At 42.4% G+C, this 15,430-nt stretch carries 10 protein-coding genes; 4 read left to right on the top strand and 6 right to left on the bottom strand.

Features of this window, described 5'->3' with window-relative positions:
* The first annotated feature begins 65 nt into the window (after positions 1-65).
* Positions 66-1,934 (top strand): DUF885 domain-containing protein, encoded by a 1,869-nt coding sequence (locus HOP08_12585; GenBank protein NOT75755.1) that lies wholly within the window; start codon positions 66-68, stop codon positions 1,932-1,934.
* Positions 1,935-1,959: 25 nt separating this feature from the next.
* Here HOP08_12585 and HOP08_12580 read toward each other — a convergent pair whose 3' ends face one another.
* Together HOP08_12580 and HOP08_12575 are read right to left on the bottom strand one after the other, a co-directional pair.
* Positions 1,960-3,714: an ABC transporter ATP-binding protein gene (locus tag HOP08_12580; protein ID NOT75754.1), complete on the bottom strand. Its 1,755-nt coding sequence runs from the start codon at positions 3,712-3,714 to the stop codon at positions 1,960-1,962.
* A 100-nt stretch (positions 3,715-3,814) separates the two neighbouring features.
* The gene (locus HOP08_12575) at positions 3,815-5,521 is read right to left on the bottom strand and encodes an amidohydrolase (protein NOT75753.1); all 1,707 of its coding nucleotides are present in this window, start codon (positions 5,519-5,521) and stop codon (positions 3,815-3,817) included.
* Positions 5,522-5,699: 178 nt separating this feature from the next.
* Between HOP08_12575 and HOP08_12570 the strand changes: the two genes are divergently transcribed.
* The gene (locus HOP08_12570; protein ID NOT75752.1) at positions 5,700-6,269 is read left to right on the top strand and encodes a YceI family protein; all 570 of its coding nucleotides are present in this window, start codon (positions 5,700-5,702) and stop codon (positions 6,267-6,269) included.
* A 70-nt stretch (positions 6,270-6,339) separates the two neighbouring features.
* Here the strand turns inward: HOP08_12570 and HOP08_12565 are convergent, their stop codons facing one another.
* The 3 genes from HOP08_12565 to HOP08_12555 form a co-directional block, all read right to left on the bottom strand.
* Positions 6,340-7,185, bottom strand: coding sequence for a cyanophycinase (locus HOP08_12565; protein NOT75751.1), 846 nt, complete (start codon positions 7,183-7,185; stop codon positions 6,340-6,342).
* A 145-nt stretch (positions 7,186-7,330) separates the two neighbouring features.
* Positions 7,331-8,425 (bottom strand): acyl-CoA desaturase, encoded by a 1,095-nt coding sequence (locus HOP08_12560; GenBank protein NOT75750.1) that lies wholly within the window; start codon positions 8,423-8,425, stop codon positions 7,331-7,333.
* Positions 8,426-8,583: 158 nt separating this feature from the next.
* A complete protein-coding gene (locus tag HOP08_12555) occupies positions 8,584-9,549 on the bottom strand; it encodes a hypothetical protein (GenBank protein ID NOT75749.1) in 966 nt (321 codons plus the stop codon).
* A 212-nt stretch (positions 9,550-9,761) separates the two neighbouring features.
* On the opposite strand from HOP08_12555, the gene HOP08_12550 reads away from it, so the two are divergent.
* Positions 9,762-10,235 carry a response regulator gene (locus HOP08_12550; protein NOT75748.1) on the top strand — a complete coding sequence of 158 codons (474 nt, stop codon included), beginning with the start codon at positions 9,762-9,764 and terminating at the stop codon, positions 10,233-10,235.
* 6 nt (positions 10,236-10,241) lie between these two features.
* On the opposite strand, the gene HOP08_12545 is transcribed toward HOP08_12550, so the two are convergent.
* Positions 10,242-13,337: a T9SS type A sorting domain-containing protein gene (locus HOP08_12545; GenBank protein ID NOT75747.1), complete on the bottom strand. Its 3,096-nt coding sequence runs from the start codon at positions 13,335-13,337 to the stop codon at positions 10,242-10,244.
* Positions 13,338-13,619: 282 nt separating this feature from the next.
* Here HOP08_12545 and HOP08_12540 point away from each other — a divergent pair, with 282 nt between their 5' ends.
* Positions 13,620-15,422 (top strand): GHKL domain-containing protein, encoded by a 1,803-nt coding sequence (locus HOP08_12540; GenBank protein ID NOT75746.1) that lies wholly within the window; start codon positions 13,620-13,622, stop codon positions 15,420-15,422.
* Positions 15,423-15,430: the final 8 nt, after the last annotated feature.

Below are 15,430 nucleotides of genomic sequence, written 5' to 3'. Positions count from 1 at the left end.
TGAGAATCTCTCTTGTTGAAATCCATTGCTAACCATTATATTTGAAAACCCTAAACCTTTCACCCATGAGAACCAAAATCAGCTGGAAGAAAATAATTCTCCGCTCCCTCCTCGTCATCTTCATATTATTCGCCGGATTTGTCATCAATCTTATCTGGTTTAAGCCTTTCAGCATCCGGCTTTTCTATGATAAGATCTTTGTTGAGTTTGCCCTAACCGATCCTGAAACAGTCACTCAGCTTGGCATTCCAGTTCTCTACGGAATGAGCAAAGACGAACTCACTGACGTCTCAGATAAAAAGCAGTGGGAAACATTCAACCAATTCAAAGAGGATCTTGAAATTCTCAAAAGTTATGATTTCGAAAGTCAGAGTCCGGCCAACCAGCTGAACACTCAGATCCTTCAGTGGTTCCTCACTACTCAAGCCGAATCTGAACCTTATTTCTATCATGACTATCCTGTCAACCAGATGTTTGGTGTACAGAACAATCTTCCAAGTTTTCTGGAAAGCGCTCACAAGCTTCGTGATGCAAGTGATGCGGACGCTTACATCGCGCGTCTTTCAAAATTCGATACCAAATTTGATCAGGTACTGGAAGGATTAAAGATCCGTGAAAGCAAAGGGATTATCCCTCCTCGCTTTGTGATCGACAGAGTGTTAAGCGAAATGAAAGGTTTTACGGGTCAGGGGAAAGAAAAAATCAATCTCGAAGAAGGGCAGCCCAATCCCATTCAAACAAATATTCTGTTCGCCAATTTCAAGAATAAGATTGATACGTTGAAAGATATTTCTGACGCCGATAAAAAAGAATTGATCAGTCGTGTTGAAAAAGAAATGCAGCAAACTGTTTTTCCTGCTTATCAGAAACTCATTGACTATTTCACCGCTTTGAAAGAAAAGGCAACCGACGATGATGGTGTTTGGAAATTTCCCGATGGAGATAATTTTTACAAGTATCAGCTTAAGCAGAATACAACGGTAAGTCTTAATCCTGAAGAAATTCATAACATCGGCCTGTCAGAAGTGGCTAGAATCAAAAAGGAAATGTGGGAGATACTAAAGTCTGAGGGATACAAAGACACGACTCGATCCATCGGAGAAACAGTTCAGGCTATTAGTAAAGAAGAACGTTTTCTGTTTAGCAATGACGATGCAGGGAGAAAACTTGCATTAGCTGAATATGATCGACTTCTGGAAGAGATCAATAGTAATCTCGACAGTGCATTTGATATTCGTCCGAAATCAAAACTGGAAGTAAAGCGTGTTCCTGCGTTTAAAGAGGAAGGATCAGCAGCGGCATATTATAATGGTCCGCCTATGGACAATTCACGGGGTGGTACTTTTTATGTCAATCTCCGCGACTTACATGAAATTGTAAAATTTGGAATGAAGACACTCGCTTATCATGAAGGAATTCCAGGACATCATTTTCAGATCGCCATTCAAAGTGAGATTGAAAGCGTTCCCATGTTCAGAAATATTCTTGGAACAACAGCATATGCCGAAGGATGGGCTTTGTACTCCGAGCGTCTTGCCTGGGAACTTGGATTCTACAAGAATGATCCTTTCGGAAATCTCGGAAGACTTCAGGCTGAAATGTTCAGATCAGTGCGATTGGTAGTCGACACCGGCATCCACCATAAAAGATGGACGCGCCAGCAGGCGATTGACTATATGGTTGCCAACACTGGAATGCCTACCAGCGAAGTCACAACCGAGATCGAACGATATGTTGTAATGCCTGGTCAGGCGTGTGCTTATAAAATCGGAATGCTTAAGATTCTTGAGCTTAGAGAAAAAGCAAAGACTGCTCTGGGTGAGAAATTCGATCTCAGAAAATTCCACAACGCCGTTTTGAAAAATGGCTCAGTGCCACTCGAGTTACTTGAAATGATCGTTGACAAGTATATTCAGGAAACAAAAGGAGCTTAATACTAAGTGTTGAGGTGTAATTAATTTATACCTCAACACTATCTTTTTCCCCAATCTGTTGTCTCCACATCGCATAATATAAACCTTTCTCAAGAAGGAGCTCTTCGTGCCTTCCGGCCTCGATAATGTTACCTCTCTCCAAAACAAAGATTCTGTCCGCATGCATAATCGTTGATAACCGGTGTGCAATCAAAATGGTAATGTGATCCTTGATCGTAGATACTTCACGGATTGTCTGTGTGATTTCTTCCTCCGTAATAGAATCAAGCGAAGAAGTTGCTTCATCAAAAACAAGGATATCCGGCTGACGAAGGAGGGCACGCGCAATGGAAAGTCTTTGCTTCTCTCCCCCTGAAACTTTTACTCCGCCTTCACCAATGACAGTATCCAATCCTTTATCCGCCCGAGCGAGCAGTGTCTGACATGCAGCCTTTTGCAAAACGTTCATACAATCTTCATCGGTTGCCTCAGGTCTCACAAATAATAAGTTCTCCCGAATGCTACCTGAAAACAACTGAGTATCCTGTGTAACAAACCCGATCTTCTCACGCAGCTCATCCAGATTTATTCGCTCACTCGATACATTATTATACAGAATCGTGCCTCCTTTCGGTGGATACAATCCTACCAGAAGCTTTACCAACGTCGTCTTTCCTGATCCTGATGGACCCACGAATGCAATCGTCTGCCCGTTCTTCGTTTCAAATGAAATGTTGTTTAATGCATTGGTTCTGGCAGACTGATGTTTGAAACTAACATCATTAAAGCTCAGGTCTGTTATCCGTCCCATCAATACGGGATCTTTTGGCTTTGCTTCTTTCGGAAGACTCAGGATGCGGTTAAAATTTGTGAGTGACACCTCCGCCTCGCGATAAGCAATGATCACGTTTCCTAACTCTTGCAAGGGTCCAAACAAAAAGAATGAATAAAAGAGAAACGTAAAATACTTACCTGCTGAGATCTCATTGTCGAAAATGAGCAGCAGCAGGATCACGACCATTGCACTCCTTATAAAATTCACTGTCGTTCCCTGCAAAAAACTCATTCCTCTTACATACTTGACTTTTTTCAACTCAAGACCAAGGATTTTGTAGGTTGTATTGTTCAGGCGTTTGATCTCCTGGCTGGCAAGGCCCAGACTTTTTACGAGCTCTATGTTTCGTAAAGATTCCGTAGTTGATCCCGCCAGTGATGTGGTCTCCTTTACAATGCTCTTCTGAACAACTTTTATTTTTCGACTTAGCAGCCAGCTTGTTAATGCAATGATAGGAACCGCCGCGAAGTACACCAGCGTAACTTTATAGCTGACGGATAGTGAGTAAACCACCACAAAGATCAACCCTACAATGCTTGCAAATAATACACTTACAAACTGAGTGATAAATTTCTCAGAGTCGGTTCTGACTTTTTGGAGAATGCCTAATGTTTCTCCACTTCGCTGATCTTCAAATGTCTGATAGGGAAGTTCCAATGAGTGCTGAAGTCCGTCAGCATACATTTTTGCACCCAGTTTTTGAACAACAATGCTGGTGAAATAGTCCTGTAGGTTTTTTGCAATACGGGATACCATCGCCGCACCGATCCCTAAGCCCACGAGATATAAAATGCCCTTAATAAAATCCGTCCGGGAGAGAGCATCCTTCTTTTCAATAAAATTGTCAACAATTTTACCCGTAATATGAGGATCCAGAAGCGAGAACACCTGACTGGTAGCGGCGAGGAAAAGAGCCAGTGCAATCAGGCCTTTATAATTCTTTAAATAGTTAAAAAGTATCTTCATGAATGCTGTTGTAATTGCGGAACGCAGGATGAACACAGAAATGCCCTGCGTTGTTCACTCTATCCAAACTTTATTATGCCGCAAGATAGTGGGTTCTGGACTAGGGATTTGACACCTGATCTTTCCTGTAGATAATCTTTCCATCAAACACAGTCATCACCACTTTCGTCTCATGAGTTTTCATTGGAACAATTGTGAATAGATCCTGTGATAACACGACCATGTCGGCGAGATAATCAGGAACAATCTTTCCTTTCATATTTTCTTCAAAAGAAGAATATGCTCCTCCTTGTGTGTAAGCTATCAATGCCTGGGTGATGGAGATTTTTTGTTCCGGCACCCAACCCATTTGAGGTTCACCTGCAATGGTTCGTCGTGTAACAGCGGTATGTAATCCACGAACCGGATTCAAACTGACACAAGCTGGCCAGTCACTGCTATACACAAGCTTGCCTCCAGCTTTCAAGACGGAAGCCCACGCAAAAGAATATGGCAACCGCTCAGTACCTACTCCCTGCGACCAGACAGAGACGGTTCCGGGTTCAGCATGAATGGGTTCCATGGAGGGAAGCACACCAAGGGAAGCAAAACGTGGCAAGTCATCAGGAGAAATTGTTTCAATATGTTCAATGCGATGTCGTGCAGAAGTCTTGTTCGTTTTAGCAGCAAGTTCATAAGCATTCAATGCTTCCCGCACCGCCAGATCTCCAATAGCATGTGTGAATATCCGGAAGCCCTTTGCATCAAACTGCTCAACAAGTCTTTTATAAGTTTCGAGGGGAAGAGCAAAGCTACCAGTGGGTGAAGTTTCTCCAGGGGCAGGATTGCTGTAAGGTTTCAACATCGCTGCTGTGTGAGATTCGATAACTCCATCCAGCATGAATTTTACAGCATTGATGGATAGCCTGTCATCTCTTCCAATGCTGTCCATTAAAACTTTATACTTTACTATATCGTCATCCGTTGTCCGTTCATCCACAGAAATAGCAGCACCCATTCTAACGGTAAGATCATGATTGTCTAAAAGTGTTTGATACAATCTGAATTCATCAATGGAGCCACTGGCATTCGTCATGCTGGTAATTCCTAAAGAGGCAGCCAGCTCCAAACCCTTTTTAAGAGCAGAAATTTTATCATCAGTGGTTAGAGATGGAATTCGATCACTCACCACAGACATCGCTTCTTCTTTAAAAACTCCGGTTGGCTCACCATTCTCAGCATGAACAATTTCTCCAAAGCCTTTATACTTTGTTGACTTAGTAATTTTCAACAGGCTTAAAGCAGCACTGTTGGCCAGAGCACTATGCCCATCATATGCTTTTATAAACACAGGACGATCGCTCAAGGAACTGTCGAGAAGTTCTTTGGAAGGGAGTCCGTTTGCAAACATGGTGTATTGCCATCCCCTTCCGGTAATCCATTTCTTATCAGGATTTTCGTCGGCATACTTCTTTATGAATGCCACAACTTCCTCTGCAGAATGAGCATCAGTAAGATCAACTTCTGTTAGACCAATTGATCCGCCCAAAAAATGAATGTGAGCATCATTGAAGCCGGGGATCAACAATTGTCCTTTGAGATCAATGACTTCTGTTGATTTATTTCCGTAGTTATTCAGTATCTCCTCCGTACTTCCGGTTTGGGCAATGACATTACCCTTTATCGCGACTGCTTCAACGAATGAAGTTGAATCCACTCCTGTCCACACCTTGCCTTTGATGAAGATGAGATCAGCATCCTGCTTCTTCGGACCACAACCAAATAATATTACCATCAGTAAAATGGCCAGAAAGAGTGAGTATTTCATTGATAGAAATTTAAGAATGTAATTTATGCATTCCTGAGTCCCGACTGATCTCAAAAGATCTCCAAACCTTCAAAATCAGGTCAATATGGGGCCAATTGGCAATAATTGAGGCCTGTGGAACTAATTGCTCCCAATTCGATGTTTAAACATACAATTCAAAAAATAACTTAAACCTCTTATGAAAAAACAATTCCTCTTAGCAGCCTTTGTACTGGTTGCCGCATTCGCACAAGCTCAAACATGGTCATTGGATAAGGCTCATTCAAAACTCGGTTTCGGCATTACTCACCTTAGCATTTCCAACGTTGAAGGTTCTTTCAAGAAATTTGATGCAAAGATCACTTCTTCAAAAGAAGATTTCTCTGATGCTACAGTAGACGTTAGCGCAGAAGTTGCAAGCGTAGACACTGATAACGATCAGCGCGACGAGCATTTAAGAAGTGCTGATTATTTTGACGCAGCTAAATTCCCTACCCTTACTTTCAAGAGCAAGACATGGAAGAAAGTTGCTGACAAGAAGTTCAAAGTAACAGGTGACCTTACTTTCCACGGTGTAACCAAGACAGTTGAACTGGACGTTACTCTTAACGGAACAATGGTTCATCCTATGAGCAAGAAGACAGTTGCTGGTTTCAAGGCAACCGGAGTTATCAAACGTACTGATTTTGGTATCTCTCCAAATACTCCATCAGCTATGCTGGGAGATGATATTACACTTGCTATCAACACAGAATTTGCGAAAGACTAATTTTTGGTCTTTTAAATAAAAAGAGTCCTGCGAAAGTGGGACTCTTTTTTTGTGTGCACCTCTCAATTACTCATTTGATAACAGCCCGCCTCTTAATATCAAATTGAATACCTGGCTTTAAAACATACCACCATTTACCATTGTGTTGTTCATTGTCGTAGATGGCTGCAATTCCTTTTCCAATGATCTCAAACGTATCGCCGGAGAATACCAGAGATATCTGATCATCAATGGCTATTCCCAGTAATGTCGGATACTGTTCAAGAACATTAACAAGTTCGGTGTCACGTTTAGCAGAAGTAAGATGTGGATTGATCACAACATTCTGAAGAAATCCAAAACCTTTCTCATGTCCCTTTGCCATCAGCAATGGCTTATCAGGGCGACCACGAACGATGTATGAACCTTGAATGATTGCGCCGGCAGAACTTCCTCCGATCACTCCGCCTCTCATCAATACATTTTCAAGTTCTTTTGTAAATAATGTTCCCAGAAATGTAATGGCATACCTACCGGCATTTCCAGGACCGAGCCAGACACCATTTGCACTGACAAGGGGTTTGTTGAATTCCTTTGAGTCTGCGATCTTCCGGTCTGTTGTGTGAAGCACTATGACCTTCTTAACCCCAAATAATTTCGCCAGTTCAATTTCAAATTTTGCTTTCTGGTTCTTTGCACTGTCAGAACCATTATCCAATGGCTCGTAGATAAATCCATTATCCAACCTGATGCTGGTCGATGCGGAAGGAACATACACATACGATGCATCCACACCACCTGCCAATGATACAAATCGCTCAATTGCTTCAGGGGTAATCTCTCCCCCATTCACAATCAGATGTCCCTTTGAGGAAGTGCTATTAAAACTTTGTGAAAAAACACTGAGACTGCATAAAAGCAAACAAATGATTTTCATAAGCTCTTGTTTAAAAGCGAAGATGCCTGAACCCGTAGAAAAGTTTAGCTGAAAGTACTTAAAAGGTTAAAATCTATGGATATAGATTGATCGGTTCGTCCTATATCGGACGATCAGGAAACTGCTTGCTTTAAATAAAGATCGATTACTCTACCAACTGACCTATTGCTTCTACCGGAACGGCTTTTACTGCCGGCGTAATTTTCACAGGTTGTACCGGTGCTGAATCTCCAAGACCAAATCGCTCAAGAAACTGTTTCTTGGAATCATTGTATCTGGATACGCCTCCTAATTTGTGAAGGCAATAAATATAGATCCACGCAAGATCAAGCTGGTTAGGTAAAAATCCTGCACGCGCACTGTCAGGATAGAGATGATGATTGTTATGCCATTCACCTGAAAAAAGTCCCGGACGGGTTTGGTTGATTGACATATTGCTTCTGTCAAAGTCAACTCCTTCAACATGCTTGTTCTGGCCACCGCCGTGACCGGTATAATTAAATGCACGGACAAGAACATACCAGAACATGGCACCGCTGAAAAGAGCACATGCTAAACCGGGCCCACCGATCAGCGTAAGCACAGTAAACCAGAACGTCCAGTTCAGGATCAGAAGGCCTACTGTATAAAAAGGATTGGCGATCGAACCCCATTTCTGGTATTGCTTATAACTATTGATCCACACACCGGTGTGACTGATGAAATTCGAAACTTTTCTATAATCATTTTCACTTAAGTCCTTTGCAATAGCCTGATGGTTGACATCTGAAAGCATGCAATACATAATGCCTGCGTTAGAGTTGTAAGGATCGCCTGGCTTATCAGATTTTAAATGATGCACATGATGCGACACCACGTACACTTCTTCAGGAAACGTACGGAGAACAAGATTCTGAGTGATGAATCGCCATACCGGATTACTGAAAGTGTATGCGCGATGAGTGCTGTAACGGTGAAACCAGATCGTGCCATGCGTGCTCATGATGATCATTGCATAGGCAACAGCAGCAATAGCATAAGGCCAGTAGAAATACTGAAACAGAAAAAGATAAAGAAATGGTAACATGCATAGAGCAATGAACCAGTTGATAAACGGGATCCAGTTCTTCTTCGTTTTGAAAACGTTCACCCTGGAAAAGGCTTCACCCCACAATTGTTTGAGGGTTGGTTTTACAAGGTTTCCTTCACTATCAGCCCACTTATAAGAGGGAACCTGAAGTACAATATCAATAAATGCCATGTTGAGGGGAGTCTCCTTTACACTTGTTTAACGCGAATTGCAGGCAATTCGTATTGTGACAAGATAGTGATGACTGGAAGAAGAAAAAAACCGCTCCAATCAATACAGGATACGCAAATTATCGTATTTAAACGGCTGCATTTGGCCGGAATATATACTCAATTAAAATAAGGCGTTGTACCAATCTTCTCCTGCCAGTACTTTCTGATCCCTGCCGTATCCCACCTGACCAGATAGGAATAGTAAGGCCGCAGCAATGTCGCGGTCTCGCTGTCGGGATATTTCACAAACATATAGTCATACGCTCCCTTAAAATCCTCAGAAAATCCTCCATTGGGACTCTGGAATATGGGCGTATTATCAGCACCAGTTATTAAAGTCCATGTGTATATCTTCTGCTTGTCGGAAGGAGTCTGCTTAAAAATAAAAGTTGGGTTGTTCTTGTTGAATCGTTCCCACCATACTGTCCTATCCACTAAAGTGTTATACTCAATAATAATTCCCCCGTCTTCTTGAAATCCTTGCTGGTTCTCTTTGTTGAGCTGATCAAGATATTCGATCATCAAGGGAGTCAGTTGTTGATAGAAATTCTGCTTTACATACTCCCTATCTTTAGTCAAGTAGACAATGCCTTCGGTCCATGCAGGCTGAAATCCATTGGACCGGTACTTGTTATCGAAGTCTGTGATCCTTTTTGACAACTTAATCTTCTCGCCATTGGAAGATCCCAGGAAAAGAGAATCGAATCCGTCATAGCTCTGTTCATTGATCTTGTCATCTACACCGGAATAGAATTTCTCAAACAGATAGTATGCAGAGTCACACATAGCTTTTGATCGACTGGCAAATAACTCATTGAATTTACGGGTTGCGTCTGCCACGTTTTCAACTTTGGATTTATCCAGAGACTCCAGGTATTGCTGATAGTCTGCCAGGTTCGGATCACGAAAGGAATAATTCTCAAGTGCAACTTCCTCTTCCGGTTCATCATTGAAGAATTGTGAATCATCAACTATAGCAGTGGTGTCAGTGCTCGCCTCAGAGAATTCTGATTCAGCGTCCTGACTTTTCTTTTGGCAGGAAACAAGAATGATCATTGCAAAAATCAGGAGGTAGGGTTTCATAGGGGTAGGTATTGATATTAAATAAACAAAAAAATCAAATTAGAAATAAGTTTTTTTTGCTCCGTAGCCGCATGGCTGCATCATCACATCTGGATACTTCAGGTTTTAACAAAGTGCTCTACGTCTCTTGAAAGACTGAAACATAATCTTTGATCTGAATCCCGAACGCACAGCAAATTCATAGATATTGAAAGAACATCGCTGCCGCCCGCATGACCGGTCGGACGGGTGCATTGCTTCATGGAAACATTTCTCCCCCATTCCCCGTTAAATTGCCTTTTAAGGTAAAGAGGGGAAAGATGAAGCATGTATTACTGGTCGATGACGACCCTGTCTGGAATTTAATCAACAAGAAAAACCTCGAAATCACCGGAATGGTCAATGATATTGACGTCGCTTCCAATGGAAGAGACGCATTGATCCTGCTGGAGAAATATTGCCTCGCCGAGGACCGAGTGCCCGACGTCATCCTTCTGGACATCAACATGCCCATTCTTAACGGCTTCGGGTTCCTGGAAGGTTTTAAGAAAATGCAGTGCAAGAATAAAGACCGCATTAAGATATCCATCCTCAGCTCTTCAAAGAATGATAAAGATCTCGCCAAAGCAAAGGACCTGGGGGCATCTAACTACTTCGTCAAGCCCATGGATCAGGCAGGATTTATGAGTCTTTTGAAAGAGAATTGATCTTTCTTAATCTGTCTTGAGAATCTTACCCGAATAAAGCTCCTGACCGATCTGTAGCTTGTAATAGTAAATCCCATTCGGCGACGAAGTAAAATTTAAAGGAAGGTTCACTCTACCCGAATGATACGTTCCATCAACCGGAACTCCAATCATTCGTCCCAACTGATCCACAATAGTTATTCTTACACTTGAATCTTCCGAAAGGGAGATTGAAAATTCAATCGTCTCTTTAAAAGGATTGGGACTAAAAGAGAACGACTTCGTTCCTTCATGTACTCCTGTTACAATACCTGTGCGCAGATTGAATTGAGACGTTACCGACAACGTTGATGGATCTTTAGCAACAATCTGAATCGACGCATTACCACTGAGCGCCTTACCTTTTATATAAAGAAAATTACCCTCCACTCTCAATAAAACATTTTCAGGTGTTGGTGTAGTGGCTGTATAACTTAGCATATCTCCATCCGGATCAACAAAATGTTTAGACAGATCCAGTGAGATTTCTTCGTTAGCAAGAACCGAACGATCGGATATCGGATTCGTAACGACGGGCCTTCTATTAACTATTGTCTCCACCGTCAGTCGAACAGGCACTTGTATCTCCCGCCTGCCGGGATCATTCCCATTGAAATAAAGTACCGTCTCATATTCACCCGGACTTAATCCTGTAGTATTAATTTTCAACTGGATATTATCCTGAGCCTGTGGTTCAGTCTCACCTGAAGTGGCAGTCATGATCTTCAGCCAATCAGGATAAGCAATCGTATTGAGAAATTCATTCATGATAACTTCCATTGCACTGTTATTGATAAACGTTCCTGGTAAACCGGAAAACATCAGGTAGTAAACCCTGTGAAGGCTCGTCACTTCATTTCCGGGAGATTGCATCTCATGACTATCAAGATCTTTTGAATTGCTGAAAATCTCATGAATGGCATGCCTCCGGTTGTGTGCAATAAACATATGATTGATCGATGGAGCGTGGGGGCCGTAGCTTCTTTTAATTAATCCTTTGAGAGGAATTCCGAGTCGGGTGGTCGATATCTCTGCACCATCCAGATTGGGATGCTTTCCACCACTGAGTTCCCCTACTATTTTAAATGAGGTAAGGTCTGTGTCAGCAACAAACGTGAATAGTCCGTTATGCTTGGCAGTAAAGTATTTTCCTTCTACCATAGCATTCGGTGAGAGGTATTCCAGGATCTGTATCGCGCCATCAGTATAGGGGAGTATCCGGGATGAAAATCCATTACGGGCTTCAATCTTATTTCCCTCATGATACATATCCGGCTCGTGTGCTCCTGTGATGCCGGAACCTGTCCTGCCACCAAAGAAATCATATCGTGAAGGGATCTTGTCAGTAAGTCGAGCGCTACCCTCATTCAGTCTTTTCAGAATTGCCGGTAAGGAAGTGTCCTCCATCTCTGACTCAAGATTCCACCGTAATAAAGATCTGCCTGCATTGGAAATTGAAAGTGACACGGTTTGTATTTGTCCTGGCGCAAGTGAAATTGAAATCCTTGGTTGATCAATCTGCATCACGGGGGGCAACATACCGATTGCACGCACAGGGATCTCCACCAGCGGTGCGTTAGGATCATTGGTTTCAAACTGAAGAACCAACTCGTGATTGCCTTCTGTAACCGGTGAGAAAGCGACTTCAATGAAGTTATCTGCCTCAGGATAAAGTCTCATGCTCGTCTTGTCCACTGTGAATTGCGGATTGTTAATGGCAATGTTCTTTATCTGTAGAATTCCCCTTACACTGAGATTGCTAACGCGCAGCTTCAATTTCCTTTCCTGTGACACCAGCAACTCTCCAAAGTCCATAACAGAAAGATCCTTATGAAACACCGGGGGAGCGCCTACCACATTCAATGTAACAGGAATTACCTGAGGAGTAGTGCCATTATTGCTGTTGACCAGGAGCTCATAGTGATACGTTTTTCCCAACATGCCTCTTGAACTAAACTCAACTGTTACCGTGATCGTCTCTCCGGGCTGCACTGTTTTTGTGGAGAAATCAAGAACAACGGGTTGATAAGTTTCATCACTTGCCAGACCAATGAGACCTGCGTCATCATTCGTGTAAGGCATCTCATGAAGCACATCTCCTGTTTTTGGATCCAGAGCCATGAGGACTGCCCTGTTATATTCATATGCAAACAAGACATTGGCTGAAGATGAATAAGCAAGGCTCATGAAATAGTGCGTTTCATCAAAGGTCATCGTATTAACAATTTCTCCGGTACTCGCATCCAGTTCATATATTTTGTAACCCTCAAGGCTGTTGATATACAGGGTTCCTGTGTTACCGGCATGAGCGAGTCCTTCGCCGGGATAAAAATCAAGGGGAATGGTATTCACAACCCTCTTGCCATCAAAGTCTATTTTATAAAGTCTTTTCGTCAGATTAATTTCAGATGCATACAAGTATTCACCATCAGAAGCTAAACCTCCAAAGACAGCTTCGTTGGGATTGGAATATGAATCGATCAACTGACCAGTATCTGGATTATACTTTCTTATCTCTGCGCCAATAAATCCATCGCTCACATAAATGTATTCACCATCAAATGCCGTCCCTGCAGCATAATCCATAGCCCCTGCCGGAAATTGATTCACAATGTTCAGGTCCGTTGGATTCAATTCTATTATTTTCCCCCGGGAATCATTGTCTACGATGCTAGCGAACAGTCGGGTACCATGTATATTGTAAGGAGGTTCTGATGCGCCGATTATTTGTCCTCGTTGCTGAGCTGACAACACTCTACGCATCGGTCGTTGGAAAGGCTTCACTCCCGCTTGAATAGTTCTTTTTAAAGTATTGACAGAGGGAACATTTAACATTGGCTCTCCGGCTTTCTTTCGGACCGTGAGATAAACTTCCAATGCTTCGCTTCCTCCATTTGTAATTGAAACTTCACGGGTCTGCGCAGTTTCATCATCGACGTTAACATCTACAGTAAGCGATGAGGGTGTGGCTACAATCGCGCCTTGCAAAGTTCCGGGACTACTGTTCTGTTTCTTCTGCGCGGAGATTACAAATGAACCTGTGACCAACAGTACAGCCATTAAAAATTTCATATTACTATTCATAAAACCCGATTGAAGCTATTGATCTACTGGCGATACCACTCCACCTTCACTAAAAGCTACGGACACGGTGAGGGTTTGGATGATCGCAAATTTTAATCAATACAAGGATTGATTGATAGAAGATCCGTAGCAGGATCAGGTATTATCGTTGCAGGTACACTGGAATGAAAAAATACGGTTGCTCATTGGTCATGATTTGGTAACATCCCCGGCAAGGGTAGCGCATATTGCGTGCTTACTTTTGCTTTCCTTTTTAAGTCCTAACGACCAACTCCTGACCGGATGTTTAGATTTTTTGCACTCAACTCCATACGCAGCCGTATGGTCAGCGGCTTCCTTTTCCTCACAGGACTCATCATTGTTCTGGCGATCGTATCCATTCTGATCTTTGACAACATCACCCGTATTGCCAGGACCCATAGCAATATCAGTCAGCTGGAGATCTATACGCTCAGTCTCATAAAAGCTGACAATGACTTCTTTGACCTTGAAACAATCAATGAATTCTATTTCAAAAATCATCAAAGCGACTATCTGAAAAGAAGGGATAGTCTCAATGTACTTATCTCACAGGAGATCCAGGCACTTGTAAAAGACAAGGAGGCAAAGAAAAACGGAATCGGAAGCAGCCTGATACGCATCGACACAACCCTCGGCGACTACAATAAGAAGTTCAGAAAACTTGAAGAGCTGGTTTTCAAGAAAGGTTTTAAAGACTATGGTATTGAAGGGACCATGCGACTCCATGCACACGGACTGGAGCAGATCATTAATCCGGATCAGATGCTTGATCTGTTGTTCCTCAGACGACATGAAAAAGATTTTATGTTGAGAAGCGATTCATCTTATGTAACATCATTTAAAGAACGATCAGAGCAATTTCATAATAAGCTGATCTCCGATCCCGTCAGGAACAAACCTGCAATAGATCTACTTACCAACTATGAGAGAAGCTTTCTTGAGTTAGTAGGCATTCAGTTTGAATTGGGGTTAACCAGCAAGCAAGGATTAAGAAGCGAACTGAATGATCTGACTTACTCTCTCACCAATCAATACTATTCCTTGTCGGAATATTCCTATACCTATTCTGAAACTACTTATTACCGTGTAAGAATTTTCTACATCACGTTGGTCATTGGAGCGATCTTCTTTTCATTGTTTTCAGGCTACTGGATTTCCAAGCGACTCTCTGAGCCCATCGCCAATCTTTCAAAGATCATTCAGCAGGCAATTCTCACCAAGCAGGAAATAAGAACTGATCTCAGAATCAAAAAGGCCGCTATAGAAATTACCACGCTGGCGCAGTCGTACAACCTGTTGATTGATCAGGTTAAAATTCAAATGGAAGAAGTCGAAAAGAATTCCATTATCATCTCTGCGAGCAACCAGGAGCTGGAAAAAATCAATCATGAGCTGGATAATTTTCTTTACAGTACAGCGCATGATCTCCGCTCACCGTTGAGCTCACTATTGGGACTACTTAACCTTATCAAGCTTGAGAACAAACAAGGCGACCTGATCCCCTATTATTCTCTTATGGAGAAAAGCGTTCAGCGATCTGAACATTTCATTTCACAGATTGTAAACTTCTCAAAGAATAAAAGACTCAACGTAGTAGCTGAGCCCCTGAAATTATATCATCTTATTTCCGATATACTCGAAAGTCATCAGTTTGTGGAAGGCTCTTCTGAAATAGAAAAGATCATTGATATCCATGGTGAGGAGACATTCTACTCTGACCGGAATCGGATCACTATGATCTTCACCAACCTGATATCCAACGCCATCAAGTACGCGGATTTTGAAAAGCCGAAGCCATTCATTCACATTACGATTACTGTTAAACGGGAAGAGGCAGCGATTGAGTTCGCTGACAATGGCATCGGGATAGAAGAAGAACACATCGGAAGCATCTTCAACATGTTCTATCGTGCCAATACACGATCAGAGGGATCAGGGTTGGGCTTGTTCATCTTTAAAGAAACGGTATCCCGCCTTTCCGGCAAGGTGTCTGTGACCTCCACTCCCGGAAAGGGAACTACATTTTATATTTCCTTACCCAACCTGATCAGCACTCTGAATTAATATGTTCT

The organism is Cyclobacteriaceae bacterium (genome assembly GCA_013141055.1).
In the GTDB taxonomy this organism is placed as follows: Bacteria; Bacteroidota; Bacteroidia; order Cytophagales; family Cyclobacteriaceae; genus ELB16-189.
The sequence above is the reverse complement of the archived record's forward strand: the minus strand, read 5'-3'. Positions and strand labels throughout refer to the sequence as shown.